Consider the following 20,670-nt stretch of genomic DNA (forward strand, 5'->3'; position numbering starts at 1 on the left):
GTCAGGCCTTGGGCAGCCCGTACACGTCGGCGACCAGTTCGTACGAGCGCAGGCGGGCCTGCGGGCTGTGCGCGTTGCCCGTGAGCATCAGCTCGTCCGCCCCCGTGCGCCGCACCAGCGCGTCCAGCCCGTCGCGGACCTGCTCGGCCGTGCCGTGCACGATGTTGACCAGCCAGGAGTCGACGAACTCCCGCTCGGCGGGGCTGAACTCGTAGGCCTCCGCCTCCTCGGGGGTCGGGACGAGCCCGGGCCGCCCCGTACGCAGCCGCAGCATCGACAGGGCACCGGTGAGCACCTGGCGGGCGGCCTCCTTCTCGTCGTCCGCCGCGAGGGCGGCGACGCCTATGACGGAGTACGGCTTGTCCAGGACCGCGGAGGGCCGGAAGGACTCGCGGTACAGCTCCAGCGCGGGGACCGTGTTCGCCGCGGAGAAGTGGTGCGCGAAGGCGAAGGGCAGACCGAGGGCGCCCGCCAGCCGGGCGCTGAAGCCGCTGGAGCCGAGCAGCCACACCGACGGCCGCGCGGGCGACTGCACACCGCCGGGGGCGGTGCCCTGCACGGGGCCGGGGATGGCGTGGATCCGGGCGTAGGGGTGGCCGGCCGGGAAGTCGTCGTCCAGGAAGCGCACCAGTTCGCCGAGCTGCTGAGGGAAGTCGTCGGCGCCCTCGTTGAGCCGGTCGCTGCGGCGCAGCGCGGCGGCGGTCGCGCCGTCGGTGCCCGGCGCGCGGCCGAGGCCGAGATCGACACGGCCCGGGGCGAGCGCCTCCAGCGTGCCGAACTGCTCGGCGATGACCAGCGGGGCGTGATTGGGCAGCATGACGCCGCCGGAGCCCAGGCGGATGCGCTCGGTGTGCGCGGCGAGGTGCGCGAGGATCACGGCGGGGGAGGACGAGGCGACCCCGGGCATCGAGTGGTGCTCGGCCACCCAGTAGCGCTGGTAGCCCCGGGCCTCGGCGAGCCGGACCAGTTCGACGCCGGTGCGCAGTGCGTCGCTCGCGGTCTGGCCCACGCCGACGGTGGCCAGATCGAGCACGGACAGGGGTACGGGTGCGGTGCCGAGGGCGGTGCCTCGTACGGGGTCGTTCGTCTCCACGGCGGTCCGTCGCCTCCTGGCCGGTCGGTGCTGCGTACGGGCAGCCACAACCGGAGAGCGGCTCCGCTTATTCCCCCGCTTCTCCCCGGTCCCCGGGGGCGGGGTCCGCGGTGGCGTCCCGCCGCAGCTCGGCGATCCGCTCCGGGGGAACGGGCCGCGAGTACAGCCAGCCCTGGCCGGTGTCGCAGCCGATCCGCCGCAGCCGATCCGCCTGCTCGGCGTTCTCCACGCACTCGGCGGTCACGGTCAGCCCGAGCCGGTGGGCGAGCTGCACCAGCGCCTCGACGATCGTCTCGTCGGCCGGGTTCGGGTGCAGCGTGTCGCGGAAGCCGCGCACGAAGGTGCCGTCGAGCTTCAGCGCGGAGACCGGCAGCCGGCTGAGGTAGGCCAGGTTGGAGTAGCCGGTGCCGAAATCGTCGATGGCGATGTGCACCCCCATCTCGTGCAGGGCGTGCAGCGCCTGCAACGGCCGGCCCGCCGAGCCCATCACCGCAGACTCGGTCAGCTCCAGTTGCAGCAGCTCGGGCGGCAGCCCGGTGTCGTCCAGGATCTCGGCCACGTCCGCGACCAGGTCGGAGTCCCAGACCTGGCGTACCGCCACATTGACGCTGACGAAGATCGGGTCGTCCGGGTGGTCCTTCTGCCACTCCCGCGCCTGGCGGCAGGCCTCTGCGAGCACCCAGCGGCCGAGCTGGACGATCGAGCCGTTCTCCTCGGCCAGCGGGATGAACCGGTTCGGCCCGAGCAGCCCGAAGTGCGGGTGCTCCCAGCGCACCAGGGCCTCGACACCGCGCAGCGCGCCGCTGCCCAGCTCGACCAGCGGCTGGTACTCCAGGACGAACTCGCCGCGCTCCACCGCCTGCCGCAGCGTGCTGGACAGCGCCTGCTTGGTCATGCGGTGCGCGTTGCGTTCGGGGTCGAACAGCGTCCAGCGCGCCTTGCCGTCCGCCTTCGCCCAGTACAGCGTGGTGTCGGCGGCCTGCATGATGCCGGTGGCCGTGGTCCCCGACGCCTCCCGTTCGACCACGCCGATGCTCGCGGAGACCGCCAGCCGCTGCCCGGACAGGTCGAACGGACGTTGCAGCGCGCTCAGTACGGACTCGGCGAGCGCGGTGGCCTGCCCGGTGCCTGTGGAGTCCTCGACGAGGACGGCGAACTCGTCGCCGCCGAGCCGGGCGACGAGCGTCCCGCCGCGGCCGAGCCGTGCCGCGCAGTCGGTCAGCCGGTCCGCGACGGCCTTGAGCAGCCGGTCGCCGGTCCGGTGGCCGAGGGTGTCGTTGATGGCCTTGAAGCCGTCGAGGTCGAGGTAGCACAGGCCGATCCGGCCGGTGCGGCTGCCGGCGCCCTCCAGCGCGGTGGCCAGGCGTTCGAAGAACAGCTGGCGGTTGGGGAGTTTGGTGACCGGGTCGTGCATGCGCAGATGCCGCAGCTGTTCGCGCAGTTCGTGCCGTTCGCCGAGGTCCTCCACGGAGAGCAGCACCCCGCCGGGCACGGGCACCACGACGACCTCGGCCCACACCGTGCGGCCGTCCGGCCCGCGGACCGGCCGGGTGCGGCGCAACTCCTCGCGGCGGCCGGTGAGTACGGCCTCGTACTCGGCGTAGTCCGCTCTCGCCGTGTTCGCGGGGCTCTCCGTGTCCTCTGCGTACTCCGCGGTTTCTGTGCTTTCCGCGTTCTCCGGGGCCTCGGTGGCCGCGCCGTGCCCGCCGGTTCCGGTCTGTGCTGCCCGGCCGTCCCGCGCGGTGGGTGGCTGGTCGTCGGGACCGCCGCCCCCCGCGAGGCCGACGAGCTCCGCCGCGGTGAGCGCGGTGAGCCGCACCGGGTCGGCGCCCAGCAGCTGACCGAGCGCCGGATTGGCCTCCCGGACCCGTCCGTCGGGGCCGATCAGCGCCATCGGCAACCGCGCCACATTGAAGGCGGCACGGTAGTCGTGGACCTCGGAGACTGACCCTTCCGAGGCCGGAGCATGACACTGAGTGACTGGGGGGGCCGTCATCTCGGGGTCGAGGTCGGGGCCTCCCGAGGGTCCGCCCATCGCTGACTCCCGTATAGCTGTCGTCTCGCACACATGGTCGTGGAGGGATCGAATGACCGCCAAGAGGCGGCGTTCATGCTGGAAATGTGCCGATCATAGAGGTTTTCCGAATGGCCCGGCCACCGCCGTAGCGGTGATTCTCGGTGCGCGGAGTGTGGCGGTGGTCATTTTTCGTCGCACCGCGAATTGAATGGATCGTTTTTCGTCACTCATTACGCACTGTAGTGATCGGACGGTAACCCGGGCGGAGCAGCACAAGGGGGCGTACCACCGCAAAACATAGCAGCGTGATGTGGGTGTCCCGACACCGTCCGGGAGGTCCACGTGCCGCTGCCAGGGCTACCCATACGTGCGCATCGGCGTGTTCACGGGAGTGACTCCCGGCGCGCTGCCCGCCGCGTGCTGCGGGCCGCGGTCGCGGCGATGAGCGTGTTCGCCGCCGTCGTGGCCTGGACCCTGGTCACCGGACCCTCCGCGGGAGGTGCCGGCGGCGAGGTGTGCGTACTGCCCCGGGGCAGCGCCCACCACTCCGAGGGCGTGTCGTCCAGGGACCCCTCCTACCCGCGGGCCCACGGGGACGTCGACGCGGTGATGATCTTCCTGTCCTTCCCCGACGCCCGGCCCAGCCTCACCCCGGCGGAGCTGGCGGAGGACCATTTCCCGGCCACCGCGCAGTACTTCGAACGCGCTTCCTACGGCGCCTTCCGGCTGCGGCCGCACGTCGTGCCGGTCTGGGTGCGCATGCCGCTGCCCTCCTCCGCGTACTCGATAGCGCGCGACTGGAACGCCCCCGTGCGCTCACGCTTCCTCACCGACGCGGTGGCGGCCGCCGACCCCCGCGTGGACTTCCGCCGTTACAAGGTCGTCTACCTCGTCGCCGACCCCGACGCCCCGGGCGTCGACCCGGACGCCACCAAGGTGGTCAGCCTCGGCTCGCCGCTGCACGCCGACGGCATGGACCTGCGCCGCTTCGTCACCGTCTTCGAGAGCCATCCGCCGGACGTCAACGTGCTGGCGCACGAGACCGGTCACGCCTTCGACCTGCCCGACCTGTACTACCGGCCGCCGGCCGGCAGCCGTGCCGACTGGGACACCCACGTCGGCGACTGGGACATCATGGGCAGTCAGTTCGGACTGGCACCGGATCTGTTCGCCTGGCACAAGTGGAAGCTCGGCTGGCTGCGCTCCTCGCAGGTCCACTGCGTCGTCGACAGCGGCACGCACACCTACCGGGTCACCCCCGCCGAACGGCCGGGCGGCACCAAGCTCCTGGTCGTGCCGGCCGGGCTCAAGTCCGTCGTCGCCGTCGAGGTCCGCGCCGCCACCGGCAACGACCGGCTGACCTGCACCGAGGGCGTCCTGCTGTACCGGGTGCGCGCCGACGTGCCGTCCGGCGACGGCCCGATAGACGTCATCGACGGCCACCCGGGCACCGCCCGCTGCTCGCCGGTCTCGGTCTACCCGCCGCTGGCCGACGCCCCGCTGCACGCCGGCGAGGGGTACCAGGTCGGCTCCGACTCGCGGATCGACGTCATCGCCCGTCACCAGGACGGTTCCTGGACCGTCCGGGTCACGCAGGGCTAGGCGGTGCGCGGAGCCAGGGCCCTGGCCGTCTCGGCCTGCGTGATGCTCTTCGCGGCGGGCAGCGGCGCCGTCACCGGGAGCGGCACGGCCGCGGGCCTGCCGCCCGCCGACCGGCCCTGCGCCCTGCGCGCGGCGCCGGGCACGGCCATGTCGGAGGGGTTCACCGACGGGGGGCACGGCTTCGCCTCCGCCACCGGCGATGTGCGCGCCCTCACGCTCATGGTCGACTTCCCCGACAAGCAGGCCCCCTACTCCGCGCAGGAGCGCTACCGCGAGTTCTTCCCCGCGGTGCGGCAGTGGTTCCACCGGGCCTCGTACGGCAGGCTGCGCTACGACTCCACACCGGTGCTGCACTGGATCCGCATGCCCCGCCCCTTCACCGCGTACGGCATAGGGCGCGGCTACGGCTGGAACGCGCACACCGCCATGATGCGCGACCTGCTGCGGGTCGCCGACAAGACGATCGACTTCTCCGGGTACGGCCTGGTCAACGTCCTGGTCACGCCGAACGCGGGCCCGCCCGCGGACCAGGCGGTCCTCTCCGTCACCTGGACCGGCGCGGCCGCGGCCACCACCGACGACGGCGCCCGCCTGGACCGGGTGTCGCTGATATACGGTCACGACCAGTCGGGCGCACGTGTGCTCAGCCACGAGAACGGCCATGCCTTCGGCCTGCCCGACCTGTACTCCGTCGACCGCTTCGGCCGCACCGACCTCCTGGCCGGCCAGTGGGACAGCATGTCCCTGGACTGGGGGCTCCAGGGGGACCTGTTCGCCTGGCACAAGTGGCGGCTGGGCTGGCTCGACGACGCCCAGATCCTCTGCGTCCGCGACTCCGCGACCCACCTGGTGCGGCTGTCCCCGGTCGAGGTCCCCGGCGGCCGCAAGGCGGTGGTCGTCCCGCTCGGCCGGACCCGCGCCTACGTGGTCGAGGCCCGGGCCGCCCGTGGCAACGACGCCGAGGCCTGCCGTGAGGGCGTCCTCGTCTACCGCATCCGCACCGACGTGGACTCCGGCCACGGCCCGGTCACCGTCCGCGACGCCCACCCGGGCACCTCGGCCTGCGAGTACAGCAGCGCCTCGTTCAACTCCCTCAACGATGCGCCCTTCCGGCCCGGCGAGCACTTCGCCGACCCCGCCTCGGGCCTCACCGTCGAGGTCCTCGCCCACGACCCGGCCGACGACGGCTGGACGGTGCGGATCATCAATCGCCACCCGTGGCGCACGGAGAAGGCACGGGCGGCCGCGCACACGACGACGGGCGCCCTCCGGAGGGAGGACGCCCGTCGATGATGGTGCGCCGCCAGGGACTCGAACCCCGAACCCGCTGATTAAGAGTCAGCTGCTCTGCCAGTTGAGCTAGCGGCGCTCGCTCACGTCGTAGAGATTAGCATCCGCTTGCGGGAGGGTAAAAATCGATATTCAGGCGCCCGGCCCCCCGGTCAGCGGGCCGCCCGGACGCAGGCCCACAGCACGTCGGCGGCCTCGGGGAGCCAGGGGCGGTGGGTGTCGGGGGCGACGAGCCAGCGGGACCGGGCGGTGGAGCAGTCGGCGTAGGGCGGGGGGAGGGCCACCGAGTCGCCCTCGCCGTGGCAGAGCAGGGACGGCACGGGTCTGCCCCACTCCTCCCAGGACAGCAGGGAGGGCAGCCGCTGGGCGGCGCCGGGCGCGACGAGCAGCAGGATGCGCCCGCGGCACTCGGCGGCCGGCCCGGAGCCCGGGCCCGCGGACCACAGCTGCTCCAGGACCCGGCGGCCGAACAGTGCGGGCAGATTCACCACGTCGAAGGCCGTGCCGCAGGGCAGCACGGTGGGAGCCGTGGGCCGGGCGGACCACAGCGCCCGGACGCTGCGCGGGAAGGAGCTGGCGGAAGCCAGCCATTCGGCTCCGTCAGGGGTCACGTACTGCGCATGCCGGTACGCGGCGGAGCCCGCCGCTTCGGGTACGCCTGAGGAAGCAGAATCGATCATGCCCCCCGGCCGTGTATGCCACTGCCCATCACTCATGACATATACAACTACCGTGCGTGAACGGTTCGTTACGCCAATCCGGTAGAAGGAGGGACACGCGGGCCGGAGGTCGGGTACGGTGCCCCGGCCGCATATATGCGTGCGCTACGAGCCCGTGGAACCGCCCTGCAGCAGGCCCTGGCCGAACTCGATCATCCGCTTGGCGTAGTCCTCCGACCAGCCCGCCTGCTCGGCGATCGCCGCCGGTACCAGCCGGTCGAACCGCTTGGGGTCGGCGAGCTGCGCCGCGGCCATGGCCTGGAACTCGGTGGCGCGGTCCGCGGCGGCCCGGAAGGCCAGGGCCAGCTCGGTGGAGCGCGCCAGCAGCTCTCTGGGGTCCTCCACGGACTCCAGGTCGAAGAAGTGCTCGTCGTCCTCGGCGATCGCCGCCGGTTCGAAGAGCAGCTGGGCGGGTTTCAGCCGAGGGGCGGGCGGCTTGCCCGCCGCGTTGTGAGCCGACTGCGGCTCGGACATGTACGTACCTCCAGGATCGTCAGCGCCTTCCATTGTCCCGCCTCGCGCAAGAGGACCTCCGCGAGGCGGGAACGGGGCGGGGACGCGTCAGGGATGCCAGGTCACGCGGTGTTCGGCGAGATGGGAGAGGACGGCGTGATGGGCCTCCCAGCCGTCCGGGAACTTCACCGTCACGCCGAGCTGCACCGGCTCCGTCGAGGGGTGCTCGTCCAGCAGCTCCGGCACGCCCGCCCGGCACACCACCACGCAGGCGTGGCGGTGCCGCGAGGCCAGCACGCACAGCCGGCCGGTCTCCAGGTGGAAGGCCGTGGCGTCGGGACGCCCCGACAGCGGGTGCAGCACCACGGTGACGTCGAACTCCCGGCCCTGGAGCCGGTTGGCCGTGTCCACCGTCACACCGCGGACGCCGAGGTCGGCCAGCGCCGCCCGCACCGCCGCCGCCTGGTCGCGGTGCGCGGTGCCCACCGCGATCCGGTCCGGGCCGACCGGGGCCGTGCCGCGTTCCGAGTGCGCCACCCCGCCACGGTCCAGCAGCCGCCGAGTCACCAGCGCGACCGCGCGCACCGCCTCCGGGTCCGTGCGCGGGGTGCGGCGGGCCGGCAGCTCCAGCAGGCCCCAGCCGGACAGCGCCGCCTCGTCCAGCACGCGGTCGGGGCCGGAGCCGTCGCCGGGCACGCCGAAGGCCAGCCGCCGCTCACCGGGCTCGGTGCCGCTGCGGAACGGGGTGTACGGGTAGAAGGCGCCGGAGATCAGCGGTGCCGCCGAGGCGGGCAGCCGCCACGACACCGGCAGCCGGTGCTGCGGCAGCCCCGGGTTGTGGGCCAGCAGGGTGACCACCGCGCTCGCCGAGGGGTCGTAGCTCAGCCCGGCCCACTGCTCGGAGCCGACCACGCTGAACGGGTCCAGCTGGCCGGGGTCGCCCACGAACAGCGCCCGCTGGAACAGCCCGGCGACCTGGAGCAGCGCGTCCGAGCGCATCTGGTACGCCTCGTCGACGATGGCGTGCCGCCACGGCTCGATGCCCTTGGAGGCCGCGGTGAAGGCCCACTTCGCCGCGGTGGCGATCACCACCTTCGCCCCGGTCAGGTCGGCGGCCTTGGTCGACTTCAGCACGGAAGGGTGCCGGTCCAGCGCCGGGTCCGGCGGGGAGTCGCTGCCGTGCAGCCGGCCGACGGGCAGGGCGGGGTCGGCCGTGGCCAGCCGGTCCACGAGGTCGTCGACCTGGGAGTTGGTCTGGGCGACCACTATCAGGGACTCGCCCGCCGCCACCAGTTCCCGGGCGGCCCGCACCACCAGCGTGGACTTGCCCGCGCCGGGCGGGGAGTCCACGACCACGCCGCGGTGCGTGCCGCGGAGGGTGTCGTGCAGGATCCGCTCGGTCGCGGCGCCGGCGGCCCGGGCCGCCTCGCTCACCGGGCTCGGGCTCACAGGTAGTCCTCCGCGGTCGCGGGGTCGGCGCTCTCGGCGAGCGCTGCGGTGGTGGGGCCGGCGGCGGCGCCGGCCGCGATGACAGCGCCGGTCGCGGCGCCCGGGGGGCCGCCGTGGGTCCACGGGGTGTCCTCCGGCTCGGGCAGTCCCGCGCCGCCGCGCGGGGCGTGCTCGAACAGCGTCCAGCACGTGGCGTCACCGGGCTCCGGCACGGTGCCGGGATCGGGGACCTTGGACCGGCCCATGCCGTTCACCACCCGCAAGAGCACGGTGCCGGGCCCGTTCCATTCCACGAACTGCGCCTGCTGGGTGCGGCCGTCCGGCAGGGCGCGATAGACCTTGGCGTCCTGGTCGAGATGCGGCCGGTCCTCGGTCTCCACGGTCACCAGCGGGCGCGGCTTGGGGATCTTGCCCTCGCTCATCGCCATCTGCACGTCCACCACCCGGCCCGCGAACGCCTGGCCGGCCAGCCGCCGTCCCGCCATCTCCAGCGGGTCGTCCAGTGCCTCCTGCGCCTCCAGCCGCACCTGCGCGGTCTCCCGCCCGGCCAGCTTCTGCGCGGCGGAGACCGCGTCGTCGCGCCGCGGCTGCGGCGGCTCCCCGGCCCGTACCCGGTCCCGGTGCGAGGTGTACGACCAGCGGTCGCGCTTCCACCGCTCCTCGACGTGGGCGCCCTCGGGGAGTTCGCGCAGCAGGTCGACGGAGCGCCAGACCGCGTCCCACGTGGGCCGCATCTGCCCGTCCAGCAGCGCGGCGATCTCGTCCGCCGCACCGGGGATGCCCGCGTCGAAGCGGGCCGTCGCGGGCGCGAGCACCGTGTTGTCGAACACGGGGTCCGTGGCGGGGCCGGCCGGCGGGCACTCCAGCAGCCCGTCGGTGCCGCGGCCGCTCTCCGCGCGGCGCGCCGCCTCGGCGCCGGACATGCCCTCGGGCGGTTCTGTCCAGGCCAGCAGGGCGCCGAGGTGCTGGTCCTCCAGATTGCTCTGGCCGGTGGCCCAGTGCCGGGTCAGCAGTTCCGTCGCGGACAGCAGCAGCGAGGACCCGGGGGTGCGGGCACGCTCCCCGTAGTGCGTCAGCCACCGTCCGAGCAGCGGCACCCGGGCGGGTACGGGGTGCGGTTCGTCCGGGTCGTCCTCGACGGTGCGGCGGAAGCGGGTCGAGCGGCCGAGCAGCCGGACGTACTCCATGGCCGCGGTGTTGGCCACCAGCAGCTGGGGCGCGTCGGTGCAGACCTCGGACTCCTCGCGGTTGCGGGTCGCGGGCTCGGTCTCGGTGTCGTCGGCGAAGCTCTCCAGGTAGGGCAGCACGATCTGGGCGAGTTCGGCGAGGAAGGCGAAGCGCAGGTCGCGGTCGCGCGGCTGCGGCACGGTCAGCAGCCGGGGCTCCGCGCGCGCGGAACCGACGAGCGCGCCCAGGGGCGCGCCGACCTCGCCGGCGGTGGTGAGCAGCACCAGGACCAGTGGCCGGTCCGACAGATGGCGGTGGCGCACCGTCGCGAGCGGGGTCGCCCGCCCGGTCGCCATCGCCTCCGCCCTGGCCAGAACGGAGATCAGCGACATCCCAGCGCCTCCGCACGGAGCGCGGCGGCCCGGCGCAGCGCGGCCACCGCGGGGTCGTCGGGTGCGGCGGGTCCGCCGGAGCCGGGGCCGGGGCCGTCGTCGCCCAGCGCGGCCGCCAGCACCTGCTCGACGTCGGTGAGCGAGCCGAGTTCGGCGCGGACCCCGCGGCCCAGCGCCTCCACGGCGCCGCAGGCCCGTGCCTGCTCGCGGCAGTGGAAGGACAGCTCGCAACTGGCAAGGCACTCCGGGGCGTACGCCGCCGGCAGCAGGTCCACCGCGGCGCGCAGCTCCGGTCCGGAGCGGGTGGGGGTGCGCCGGTCGTCGGCGAGCCGCAGGTCGAAGGTCGTGCCCTCGGGCAGGGTGTCGGCGATCTCCTCGATCCGGGTGAGCCGGGCGAGCTGCCGCCGGGTGACCGACAGCTGCTTGCGGACGTCGACGACCTCGGCGACCGGGAGGTTGGAGAAGTCCTTGGGGCACACCAGCAGCACCCGGTGGTCCGGGGCGCCGAAACCGAGCCGTTCCAGGGCCAGGACGTAGACCGCGGCCTGCCGGGCGGCGGCGCCGACCTTCACCGCGTCCGCCGAACCGTCCAGGATCGGGAAGGACTTGATCTCGATCACCGTCCACGACCCGTCAGGGCGCACGGCGATCGCGTCCGGCTCCAGGTAGACCGGCGAATCGGCGACCTCCAGGGCCAGCAGCGGATGGTCCAGCACCGCCCAGCGGGCCGCGGCGGTGGCCTCCTTGAGCGCGAGGCGGGTGCGCGCCACGCGGCCCTCGGGGCCGGGCGCGGTCAGGTCGGGCAGGGCGACCTCGGTGTCCTCCGGCGCGCCCAGCAGGCGCAGCAGCTCGGCGCAGCTGTTCCCCTTGACCCGGGCCTCGAAGGCGTGGCCGCGGATGAACGCGAACTGCGACTGCCCGAACGGCGCCGGGTTGCCCAGCACGCCGGCCACGGCCGCCTTGTCCACCCCCGCGGCGTCCAGCAGCGCGCGGCGCCGGCAGCCCGGGTTCGCCGCCAGCGCCGCCAGTGCCCGTGCGTCCATCGGGCGCGGGTCGGTACCCGGGCCGCGCAGCCCCGCCAACCGCTCTCGCAGATCGTGCGTAGTGCTCACCCGCGCAAGTCTCGCACTCCCCACCGACAACGGGGGCCACCGCGGTTCAGCCGTGGGATTCCCGGGCCGGTGGCCGGGCCGCCCGCTGGGCCGGGACGGCCGCGTGCTCCGCCGGGTGCTCTGCCGGGTGCTTTGCGGGGGAGGCGGCGCGGGAGGAGGTGATGACGGTGGAGGAGACGGGGCGCGCCGGGCGGGCGAGCCGTGCGGTGACGGCGTCCCGCAGGCCGTCCACGGCGCGCAGGAAGGGCCGCGTGAGCAGGAAGCCCAGGCCCATGACCGCCGCGCCGGCGAGCGCGTCGAGGAAGTAGTGGTTGGCGGTGCCCATGACGACCAGGGTCGTGCCGAGCGGATAGGCGATGCCGAGCGCGCGCACGAAACGGGTGCGCCCGTAGCGCCAGAGGACGATCCCGCACCACAGGGACCAGCCGACATGGAGGCTCGGCATGGCCGCGTACTGGTTGGTGAGTCCGCCGAGGCCGCGCGGGGCACTCGCGTCGCCGCCCCACCAGCCGTAGGAGCTGTACTGCGCCATGGTGTCGACGAAGCCGTGTCCCCCGGCCAGCAGCCGCGGCGGGGCGGTCGGCGCCAGGGTGAAGCCGATCAGCCCGACGAGGGTGGAGGTCATCAGCCAGGTGCGGGCGAAGCGGTAGACGGTCGGCCGCCGGCGCCAGAGCCAGACCAGCACGGTGGGGGTGACCACATAGTGCAGGGAGGCGTACCAGAAGTCGGCGGGAATGCCGAGCGCCCGGTAACGGCTGAAGAGGGAGTTGAGCCAGCGTTCGGGGTCCAGGGTGAGTGCCGTCTCCAGGTGGAGGATGGCGATGCCGTGGTCCACCGCTCGCGTCACGTCCCCGCGTACCAGGAGGCGTCCCGTCGTGTAGAGGCCGTACACCACCGCGATCAGCGGCAGCTCGGTCCACCAGCGCAGGCCGCCCCGGTAGGTGGCAGCCCGCGGCGCGGTGGTGGTCATGGTCATCGGGCCGTTCTCCCCGTTCTCTCCCTGTGAGAGCTCATGCGGACTACCGTACGACGTACGCTAGGCAACCCGAACACCACCCCCACCTATTCCGGTAACTCCTGGTTCGTCCGAGGTTCAACAACGTGTGCTCGTGAACGCGTGCGAAAAGACGCCGCGCGACCGTCATGGGTTGCCTGTGAACGCGGGAGAATCAAGGAAACCGCTCACCGACCGCTCCCCATGACCGGACACGCATCCCTCATGACTGTCACCCCGCCGGCCCGCTCCCCACGGCGCCGCGTCCCCCGCAACACACTCAACCCCGACCGCATCCTCGACGCAGCCGTCGCGCTTCTCGACCGTGACGGCCCCGAGGCCTTCACCATGCGCGCGCTCGCCCAGGAGCTGGGAGTGGGCACGATGGCCGTCTACTCGCACTTCAAGGGAAAGGAGGAACTCAGCGACGCCGTCCACGAGCGGCTGCTCGGTGAGATCGAGATCCCCCCGGACGCGGGCGCGCCCCGCGAGCAGCTTATTGAACTCTGTGTGGGGGTGTACCGCCTTTTCAGTGAACATCCTGCGGCTCTCCAGCTGTTGGCGAGCCGTCCGCTGCGCGGCGTCGAGGCGCTGTCGGTCATCGACCGGATGCTCTGCCTGCTGCGCTCCGCGGGCCTGGAACCGGCCGCGGCGGCCGCCGGCCAGGTCGCGCTCATGCAGTACACGGTGGGCTCGGCCATGTGGGCCGTGCGCCGCAAGCGTGCCGAGTGCGACGCGGAGGTCAATCTGCGCGAGCAGATCCGTGAACGCCTCGCCGAACTCCCGGCGGAGAGCTACCCGTCGCTGACCGGCCTCGCCCCCGAACTCAGCGCCGCGCAGGAAGCGGGCCGCGCGCAGTACGAGGCCGGGCTGGGCGCCCTCCTGAACGGTCTGCTCAACAGGCCCACGCACCCGCGCACATGAAAGAGCGCCCCGGCCGTGACGGGAGTGAACTGCCGGCCGGGGCGCTCGTGTGGGGGGATCGGGAGATGGCTGGTGAGGGGTGCCGACACCCCTGGGGTGGACCCGGCGTGATCCCGGAGGATCAGCCGTTGTAGGCGGCGAAGGCCCTCGAGAACGCGCCCGCGTCCTGGACGACCGAACTGCAGGTGGCGTCCGCGACGTTCTTGGCGCCGCCGGGGCACTGCTTGTCGCGGGTCGCTGACCACATCGACAGCCGGCCCAGTCCCTTGGACTTGGCGAAGGCCACCAGCTGCGAGGCGTCGTCGACCGTGAAGACCTCGGTGCTGACGTCGTTCACGCCGATCATCGGCGTCACGGCGACGGCCTTCCATGCGGCCGCGTCCGACAGCCCGAGCAGGCTCCTGATCTGCGCCCGGGTGGCTGTCGCGGCGTCGATGGCGTAACCGCCCATGTCGCCGCTGAAGGAGGCGCCGTAGTCCATCGCCATGATGTTGACGGTGGCGATGCGCACCCCGTTGGCCTTGGCGTCCGCGAGCAGGTTGACGCCGTCCTGGGTGAGACCGGTCGGCATGACGGGCAGGGTGTAGGAGACCTCCAGGCCGCTGTGGCCCGCCTGGAGCTGCGCGATGGCCTTGGCGCGCCGGGAGTTGGCGGTGGCGTTGGCGATGGCGCCGCCCTCGACGTCGAAGTCCACCTTGGTGGTGAGGCCCCCGAGAAGGGCGACCTTGCGCGTGGGGCGACGACGATGTGAGGTCCTCATGAACCGGCACGCTACCGAGGGGTATTCGGACAAATGGCCCGAGCCGGGCATGCGTTCGATTTCTTATGGCGCGCTTAAGGTGCGGCTAAGCGGCGCCTGAGGCAGGTGGTCCTTGTGATGGCCGCGGGCCTCCTGCGACGGGATCCGCCGTCCGTCGCGGTCCAGGAGTGGCCCTGTGATGGTGCGGGGTGTTGCGGGCGCTTCCCTCCCCCTGCGCACCCGGACCGGTGCCCGGAGTCGCGCGTGATCGTGACACACCTCGCTCGGCGCGTCCACGGCTTCCCTGCGCGGCGGCCGTGCGGGCTCAGGCGGGGCGTGTGCCCGCCGGCCGTTTGCCGCGACGGCGGCGTACGTCGCGGTGGGTGCGCTTGCCGCCCGACGCGTAGGGGCGCAGGGCGATCCAGACGCGGATCTCGGCGCCCCCCAGCATCGAGGAGCCGATACGGACGTCTCCGCCGGTGGATTCCGCGAGGCGGCGCACGATGTCCAGGCCGAGTCCCGTCGAACCGTCGCCGCCCGCGCCTTGGCCGCGCCGCATCGCTGCGGAGGGGTCGTTTATGCCGGGGCCCGCGTCGGAGACGAGGACGATCACCGCGTCCTCGCCGCTGTGCACGTCCACCGCGAAGGCGGTCCCCTCAGGGGTGTGGCGGAAGACGTTGCCGAGCATGGCGTCGAGCGAGGCGACGAGGTCGGCGCGGGACACCGGAACGCGTACCGGGCGCTCGACGCCGGCCGTGCGGGCCTCGCGGCCCTGGTCCTCGGCCAGGGCCGACCAGAAGGCCATCCGCTCGCGGATCACGGCGGCCGCGTCGCAGCCCACCGCCACCGGTTTGCCCTGTGCCTGCTGGGCGCGCGCGGTGCGGATGATCTGGTCGACCTCGCGCTCCAGCTGGGCCACCGCGTGCCGGGTCTGCTCGCCGGCCGGGCCGTCGCCGAGGGAGGCGGCGTTGAGCCGCAGCACGGTCAGCGGGGTGCGCAGGCGGTGCGAGAGGTCGGCGGCCAGTTCCCGCTCGTTGGCCAGCAGTTGCACGACCTGGTCGGCCATGGCGTTGAACGCGACGGCGGCCGAGCGCAGTTCGGGCGGGCCGTCCTCCGGGACGCGCACCGTCAGGTCCCCGCGGCCGAGTCCGTTGGCCGCGTCCGCGAGCCGCTTGGCCGGGCCCACCATCCGGGTGCCGAGCCGGTCGGCGACCGCGACCGCCCCGATGATCAGGCCCACGCCGACCGCCGCGAGCACCGCCCACGCGGTGGTGACCCCGCGGGTCAGCTCGCCGTCCGGGACGAAGACCTCCACCACGGCCACTGAGCCCGAGCCGACGGCGGTCGGCTGCAGCAGCGCGTACCCGCCGGGCACCGGCACCGTGGCGGCCCTGCCCAGCTGCGAGGCCCGCTCCACCTCGGCGTCCGGTGCGTGCGGGCGGCCGATCCGTACGCCGTCCGCGCCCTCCGTGGCCGGCACGCTCACCGCGATCCGGCCGTCCGCGCCGGCCTGCGTGGAGGCGACGGCGCGTTCCAGCTGCGTCCGGTCCGTGGTGATCGCCAGCGCCGGGCCTATGGCGGCGGCCTGACGCTCCGCGTTGCCGATCGCCCGGTCGCGCGCCATCTCCTTGACCGTCAGCGCCAGTGGCACCGCGAAGGCCACCACGACCATCGCCGTGACCGCCACACAGACCTTGACCAGGGCCCATCTCACAACGGCGGCTCCAGTTTCACGCCCACGCCGCGCAGGGTGTGCAGGTACCGGGGGCGGGCGGCGGTCTCGCCCAGTTTCCTTCGCAGCCAGGACAGATGGACGTCGATGGTCTGGTCGTCGCCGTACGACTGCTGCCAGACCTCCGACAGCAGTTCGCGCCTCGCCACCACCACACCGGGCCGGGCCGCCAGGAAGGACAGCAGGTCGAACTCACGCCGCGTCAGGTCCAGTGGCGCGCCGTCGAGGACGGCCTGCCGGCGCAGTACGTCGATCTGCAGCCCGCCCACCCGCATCACCTCCGCGGCCGCGCGGGCGCGCGAGCGGCGGAGCACGGCCGTCATGCGGGCCGACAGGTGCTCGACCGAGAACGGCTTGATCAGGTAGTCGTCGGCACCGGCGTTGAGCAGCCGTACGATCTCCGACTCGTCGTCCCGCGCGGTCGCGATGATCACCGGTACGTCCGTGATGCCGCGCAGCATCTTGAGCGCCTCGGCCCCGTCCAGGTCCGGCAGGCCGAGGTCCAGGATCACCACGTCGAAGCCGACTTGCGCCACCTCGCGCAGCGCCTCCAGGGCCGTGCCCACGCTCCGTACGGAGTGCGTGGCGTCGGTGAGGTGCCGGATGAGAGCGGAGCGCACGAACTGGTCGTCCTCGACGACGAGCACACTTGCCATGGCCCGCAACTTAGCCCATCCGGGGGATGCCCCGGGCGGGTCCGAGCACGTCCGGGCCGTGCGCGCAACCCTCAACTCCGCGGCAGGGGCGCGTCCGGCAGTATGAGCGCATGCGAAGAGGACTGGTGCACGCCGGAGCGTGGACACTCGCGACGAGCGCCGCCGTCGCGCTGTCCTGGTTCGGCGTCCACCACGTGCTGGCGGGCACCGCGTACGACCCGCCGCGCGCGCTGCCCCTCGCGGAGCCGGCGGCAGCGTCGGCGCCTCCGCCCGCCCCGTCGTCCGCTCCCTCCGCCTCCGCCTCCGCCTCGCACCGCCCGTCGACGCCGGCCCGCAAACCGGCCGCCACCGATCCGGGCAGGTCGCCCGCCGCGAAGCCGTCGGCCTCCGCGCCCGGCCGGCCCCCGGGCACCCCGACCCCCGCGGCCTCCGCCTCCGGCGCCACCGGCGACGTCCACAGCTATCCGGTCCAGGGCGGCCGGGTCGTCCTGGAGCTGGACGCCGCCTCGGCGACCCTGGTCTCCGCGACCCCCGAGGCCGGTTGGGAGATGAAGGTCTGGAACCAGTCCGAATCCTCCTGGATCCGCGTCGACTTCACCTCCGGCACCACGACGTCCTCGCTGTTCTGCACCTGGAACGGGCATGCGCCGACCGTCGAGACGTACACGGCCGGGGGCCGATAGCGCCGGCGCCGCTAACGGAACACGGACTCCGGGGGAGCCGGCGACGCCGCCGCCGTCGCGTCCGTGACCGGCGCCGCGCCGCCCGCGAAGGCGTCCAGTTCCCGCCCGTGCTCCACCCGCCCCGGGTGCGGGTCCGAGGCCACCCGGCGGGTGAACTCCGCGACGGGCAGTTCCCCGTCGCCCGCCACCAGGATCACGTTGCCGAACCGCTTCCCGCGCAGCACCGCGGGATCCGCCGCGAGGCAGGCGTACGGGAAGCAGGCCCTGACGGTGGCGATCTGCCCGCGCAGGAACTCCAGCCGGCCGCCGTCGGCCGCGTTGGCCGCGTACAGTCCGCCGGGCGCCAGCGTGCGGCGCACCTCGGCGAGGAACTCGGTGCTGGTGAGATGGGCCGGGGTGCGCGCCCCGCTGAAGACGTCCGCGACGACCAGGTCCGCCCAGCCCTCGGCCACCTTGGCCAGTCCCGCCCGGGCGTCGCCGCCGCGCACCTTGATCCGCCACGTGCGGTCCCAGGGCAGCTCGCGCCGGACGAACTCGACGAGCGCGGTGTCCACTTCCACGACCTGCTGGGTCGAGCGCGGCCGGGTGGCGGCCGTGTAGCGGGCCAGCGTCAGGGCGCCGCCGCCGAGGTGCAGCACCCGCAGCGGGCGGCCGGGCGGCGCGGCGAGGTCGATGACGTGGCCCAGCCGCCGCTGGTACGCGAAGTCCAGGTGGGCCGGGTCGTCCAGGTCCACGTGCGACTGCGGGGCGCCGTCGATCAGCAGCGAGCGGCCGCGCGGCCGGTCCCGGTCCGGCACGAGCTCGGCGAGACCTCCGCCGACCTGCTCGCGTACCCCTTCCGGGTCCTTCGTCCTGCGCTGCGCCATGCACTCAGTATGGGCGCGGCACCGCCGCAGGTCAGAACCGGTCCGCGAGCTCGATCATCCGGGCGGCCTCGCCCAGCGCGGCGCGCAGCACCACCGGGTCCGTGACAGGGGCGTCGTTGTGCGGCGGCACCAGCCAGTCCGTGCCCGTGACCGGCGGCTCACGCAGTTCTCCGGGGATCGCGAAGCCGCGTCCCGAGGTCTGTGTGCAGGCGCTGCCCGGCACGTCCCAGCCGGCCGCCGTGCCCGGCGGCACGAGGAAGCCGAGGCTGTCGCCCGAGCTGTCGTGCAGCACGGGCCCCAGGCCAGGTACGGGGCCGGTCCGCAGGCGCAGGATGTCCACGGCTTCCAGTCCCTGCCGGGCCGGGACGGTCACAAGGTCCCATGGCTCGTCCAACAAGGCGGGTCCTCCTAGCAGTCGGACGCACGGTTGGTTGCCTGTTGTCCAACGCGCGTACGGCGTCAACGGCAACGCCCGCGTGACGCCGGGAGGGTGGCGTTTCATGGCGGATGATGGGTGAGATATCCCTTTTGTAGGCAAACCGACGCTCTGTCCCTCCCGGTACCGAGTACGGTCGTCGCGCCGCTACGCTCCGCTTCCGCCTGGCAGCGCACCGCGACAAGCACCGCTCCGCACCGATCGCTCCCGGGAGTCAGGCGATGCCCTCGTCACCTTCCACCCCCACCACACCCAACGCCGCCTTCCGGCTGCTGCGCGCGGACCGGTCGCCCGGCGAGTTCGCCGCCGCCGTCCGTCGCGCGGCCCGGGAGATCGGCGAGCAGGTCAGCTGCGACGCCCGTTACATCGGACGCGTGGAGTCGGGGGAGATCCGATGTCCCAACTACGCGTACGAACGGGTCTTCCGGCACATGTTCCCCGGCCTCGGCCTCGCCGACCTGGGCTTCGAGCCCCGCGAGTCCGTCCGCGGCCGGCGCGCCGCAGGCACCACCGCACCACCGCTCACGATGGCGGCCGGCCCCCGTGAGCCCGAAACCGACGAGGAGAGCGACGTGCTGCGTCGCGCGTTCATGACCGGCGGCCCGGCCGCCATCGCCACCACCCTGGTGCTGGGACCCCCGGCCGCGGCGGAGCCGGTGCACAGGGTAGGCAGATCCCAGGTCCGCGCCGTACAGGACGCCGTCCGCGAGATCCGGCTGCACGACGACCGGCACGGCGCCGGCGCGCTCTACCGCCAGGCCGGTCACTCCCTCGGCGCCGCGTACCGCCTGCTGGACGAGGGCAGTTACGGCCAGGCGGTCGCCGACGACCTGCACGCCGGCGCCGGTGAGCTGGCCATCTCCGTCGGCTGGCTCGCCCACGACTCCGGCCGCCACGCCGAGGCCCGCTCCTACTACGGCGAGGCCCTCGCCACCGCCCGTATGGCCGGTGACCCCGCTCTGGAGGCGCACGCCTTCTGCAACGCCTCCTTCCTCGCCCGTGACGCCGGCCGGCCCCGCGAGGCCGTCCGCGCCGCCCAGGCCGCCCAGGAGGCCGCACGCACCCTGGGCTCCCCCCGGCTGCTCTCCCTGCTGGCCCTGCGCGAGGCCGGCGGCCGGGCAGGCCTCGGCGACCGCTCCGGCTGCGAACGCGCCCTGCTGCGCGCCCAGTCGCTCTTCGGCCGCGGCTCCCGCGACGCCGACCCGCAGTGGATGACCTTCTACGGCGAAGCCGAACTCGCGGGCCTGGAGGCCCAGTCCTGGGCCGCGCTCGGCGACCACCACCGCGCGGTGGAGCACGCCCGCCGCGCCATCGGGCTCCAGGCGCCCCACTTCACGCGCAATACCGCGCTCTACACCGCCGAACTCGCCAACAACCTCGCCTGCGCCCAACGCGTCGACGAGGCCGCCGTCACCGGCGCCCGCGTCCTGGACCTGCTGGGCCGCGTCCAGTCCCCGCGCGTCCGCGGCATGCTCTCCTCCGCCGCCCAGACCCTCCAGCCGTACGCCCGCCGCCCGGACGTCGCCGGGTTCCTGCGCCGGCAGGCGGAGTCGCGCACGGCGTGAACACACGATGCCGGTGGCTGCGGCGGCCGGGGTCGGAGCAGGAGATCGTCGCGGTCCGCCGGCCGGGCGGGAACGGTTTGGACGACGAGCCGGTCCGCCGTGCTTCTCCGGCCACGGCAGGACTGCCGCCTCGTGTGTCAAACGGCCGACACCCTGGTGACGTCGAGCGGCGGCAGCGCTCCGCACCTTCGTGGGAGGTCCCGAGGTGATGAGGCGGCAACTGTTCCACGTTCTTGAAGTCGGGCGGTTGCGAAACGTGTCCGTTCAGGTCTTGCCGGTGGGCCGTGCGGCCCCCACGCTCTTAGCGGGCCGGTCGTGCTGTTGGAGTCCGCGGACCACGAAGCTTTGCGTACGTGGAGGGGCAGGAGGCTGGGGGGGGCTGAACTCGGACCCGGGCAAGGTCAGCGTCCTCACTCAACGGCACGGCGTGGTTCGCATGCAGGCGCTCGGAGTCGAGGAGACGGCGCATGTCGTTCGGGAGGTGGCGGAAGCACGGTGATCGGCGAACCGGCCTGGTTCAAATCGAGTCACAGCGGCTCCGAGGGAGGCGAGTGCGTCGAGGTCGCACGCGCGCCCCGCGCCGTGCACGTCCGGGACTCCCAGGACCCGCAGGGTCCGACGCTCGCGTTCACCCCCGCCGCCTGGGCGGAGTTCGTCGCCGCCGTGGCGACGGGGCGCGGCGGCTTCCCCAGGAGCTCCCCGCTGCGCCCCCCTGACGGTCGGTCGGGCCGTCGTGGGTTCCGCCGGGAGGCCGCCGTGTGAAGGGAGTCCGACGTTCTAA

19 protein-coding genes, 1 tRNA gene and 1 pseudogene are annotated in these 20,670 nt (G+C 73.6%); 7 read left to right on the forward strand and 14 right to left on the reverse strand.

From position 1 onward, the window contains the following. Position 1: 1 nt before the first annotated feature. Together RV983_RS23120 and RV983_RS23125 are read right to left on the reverse strand one after the other, a co-directional pair. Positions 2–1,093, reverse strand: a complete 1,092-nt coding sequence (locus tag RV983_RS23120; protein WP_475987650.1) for an LLM class flavin-dependent oxidoreductase — start codon at positions 1,091–1,093, stop codon at positions 2–4. Between the two features lie 67 nt (positions 1,094–1,160). Then, complete coding sequence (locus tag RV983_RS23125; protein WP_475987651.1) at positions 1,161–3,002, reverse strand: putative bifunctional diguanylate cyclase/phosphodiesterase; 1,842 nt, start codon at positions 3,000–3,002, stop codon at positions 1,161–1,163. A gap of 549 nt (positions 3,003–3,551) precedes the next feature. Here RV983_RS23125 and RV983_RS23130 point away from each other — a divergent pair. Next, a complete protein-coding gene (locus RV983_RS23130; RefSeq protein WP_475987652.1) occupies positions 3,552–4,712 on the forward strand; it encodes a M6 family metalloprotease domain-containing protein in 1,161 nt (386 codons plus the stop codon). A 3-nt stretch (positions 4,713–4,715) separates the two neighbouring features. Beyond that, positions 4,716–6,005 carry a M6 family metalloprotease domain-containing protein gene (locus RV983_RS23135; protein ID WP_475987653.1) on the forward strand — a complete coding sequence of 430 codons (1,290 nt, stop codon included), beginning with the start codon at positions 4,716–4,718 and terminating at the stop codon, positions 6,003–6,005. Here RV983_RS23135 and RV983_RS23140 read toward each other — a convergent pair. The 7 genes from RV983_RS23140 to RV983_RS23170 all read right to left on the reverse strand — a co-directional run bounded on the left by RV983_RS23140 (position 6,006) and on the right by RV983_RS23170 (position 12,270). Then, positions 6,006–6,081: transfer RNA gene (locus RV983_RS23140), tRNA-Lys, on the reverse strand. Positions 6,082–6,154: 73 nt separating this feature from the next. Then, entirely contained in the window at positions 6,155–6,682 is a 528-nt protein-coding gene (locus RV983_RS23145; protein ID WP_475987654.1) for a bifunctional DNA primase/polymerase, read from the reverse strand. 144 nt (positions 6,683–6,826) lie between these two features. Then, positions 6,827–7,195, reverse strand: a complete 369-nt coding sequence (locus RV983_RS23150) for a hypothetical protein (RefSeq protein ID WP_475987655.1) — start codon at positions 7,193–7,195, stop codon at positions 6,827–6,829. 87 nt (positions 7,196–7,282) lie between these two features. Continuing rightward, the gene (locus RV983_RS23155; protein ID WP_475987656.1) at positions 7,283–8,623 is read right to left on the reverse strand and encodes an AAA family ATPase; all 1,341 of its coding nucleotides are present in this window, start codon (positions 8,621–8,623) and stop codon (positions 7,283–7,285) included. After that, on the reverse strand, positions 8,620–10,182 hold the full coding sequence (locus RV983_RS23160) for a hypothetical protein (RefSeq protein WP_475987657.1): 1,563 nt from the start codon (positions 10,180–10,182) through the stop codon (positions 8,620–8,622). Before RV983_RS23160 ends, RV983_RS23155 begins: the two co-directional genes overlap by 4 nt. Then, the gene (locus tag RV983_RS23165; protein WP_475990427.1) at positions 10,173–11,225 is read right to left on the reverse strand and encodes a hypothetical protein; all 1,053 of its coding nucleotides are present in this window, start codon (positions 11,223–11,225) and stop codon (positions 10,173–10,175) included. Before RV983_RS23165 ends, RV983_RS23160 begins: the two co-directional genes overlap by 10 nt. Before the next feature lie 115 nt (positions 11,226–11,340). Beyond that, the gene (locus RV983_RS23170; RefSeq protein ID WP_475987658.1) at positions 11,341–12,270 is read right to left on the reverse strand and encodes a phosphatase PAP2 family protein; all 930 of its coding nucleotides are present in this window, start codon (positions 12,268–12,270) and stop codon (positions 11,341–11,343) included. A gap of 243 nt (positions 12,271–12,513) precedes the next feature. Between RV983_RS23170 and RV983_RS23175 the strand changes: the two genes are divergently transcribed. Beyond that, on the forward strand, positions 12,514–13,212 hold the full coding sequence (locus RV983_RS23175; RefSeq protein ID WP_475987659.1) for a TetR/AcrR family transcriptional regulator: 699 nt from the start codon (positions 12,514–12,516) through the stop codon (positions 13,210–13,212). Between the two features lie 121 nt (positions 13,213–13,333). Here the strand turns inward: RV983_RS23175 and RV983_RS23180 are convergent. From RV983_RS23180 to RV983_RS23190, 3 genes and pseudogenes are all read right to left on the reverse strand, one after another. Further along, positions 13,334–13,912 (reverse strand): annotated as a pseudogene (locus RV983_RS23180) (glycoside hydrolase family 18 protein); the annotation flags it as partial. 364 nt (positions 13,913–14,276) lie between these two features. Next, the gene (locus RV983_RS23185) at positions 14,277–15,665 is read right to left on the reverse strand and encodes a sensor histidine kinase (protein WP_475987660.1); all 1,389 of its coding nucleotides are present in this window, start codon (positions 15,663–15,665) and stop codon (positions 14,277–14,279) included. After that, positions 15,662–16,339: a response regulator transcription factor gene (locus tag RV983_RS23190; RefSeq protein WP_475987661.1), complete on the reverse strand. Its 678-nt coding sequence runs from the start codon at positions 16,337–16,339 to the stop codon at positions 15,662–15,664. Before RV983_RS23190 ends, RV983_RS23185 begins: the two co-directional genes overlap by 4 nt. Before the next feature lie 110 nt (positions 16,340–16,449). On the opposite strand from RV983_RS23190, the gene RV983_RS23195 reads away from it, so the two are divergent. After that, complete coding sequence (locus tag RV983_RS23195) at positions 16,450–17,022, forward strand: hypothetical protein (RefSeq protein ID WP_475987662.1); 573 nt, start codon at positions 16,450–16,452, stop codon at positions 17,020–17,022. An 11-nt stretch (positions 17,023–17,033) separates the two neighbouring features. Here the strand turns inward: RV983_RS23195 and RV983_RS23200 are convergent, their stop codons facing one another. Both RV983_RS23200 and RV983_RS23205 read right to left on the reverse strand, forming a co-directional pair. Continuing rightward, positions 17,034–17,888: a spermidine synthase gene (locus RV983_RS23200; RefSeq protein ID WP_475987663.1), complete on the reverse strand. Its 855-nt coding sequence runs from the start codon at positions 17,886–17,888 to the stop codon at positions 17,034–17,036. A 31-nt stretch (positions 17,889–17,919) separates the two neighbouring features. Then, entirely contained in the window at positions 17,920–18,390 is a 471-nt protein-coding gene (locus RV983_RS23205; protein ID WP_475987664.1) for a hypothetical protein, read from the reverse strand. Between the two features lie 155 nt (positions 18,391–18,545). Between RV983_RS23205 and RV983_RS23210 the strand changes: the two genes are divergently transcribed. The 3 genes from RV983_RS23210 (at position 18,546) to RV983_RS23220 (ending at position 20,651) form a co-directional block, all read left to right on the forward strand. Continuing rightward, complete coding sequence (locus RV983_RS23210) at positions 18,546–19,889, forward strand: tetratricopeptide repeat protein (protein ID WP_475987665.1); 1,344 nt, start codon at positions 18,546–18,548, stop codon at positions 19,887–19,889. A gap of 208 nt (positions 19,890–20,097) precedes the next feature. Beyond that, complete coding sequence (locus RV983_RS23215) at positions 20,098–20,388, forward strand: Scr1 family TA system antitoxin-like transcriptional regulator (RefSeq protein ID WP_475987666.1); 291 nt, start codon at positions 20,098–20,100, stop codon at positions 20,386–20,388. Continuing rightward, a complete protein-coding gene (locus RV983_RS23220) occupies positions 20,385–20,651 on the forward strand; it encodes a DUF397 domain-containing protein (RefSeq protein ID WP_475987667.1) in 267 nt (88 codons plus the stop codon). Before RV983_RS23215 ends, RV983_RS23220 begins: the two co-directional genes overlap by 4 nt. Positions 20,652–20,670 lie beyond the last annotated feature (19 nt).

The organism is Streptomyces sp. RLA123, assembly GCF_056270165.1.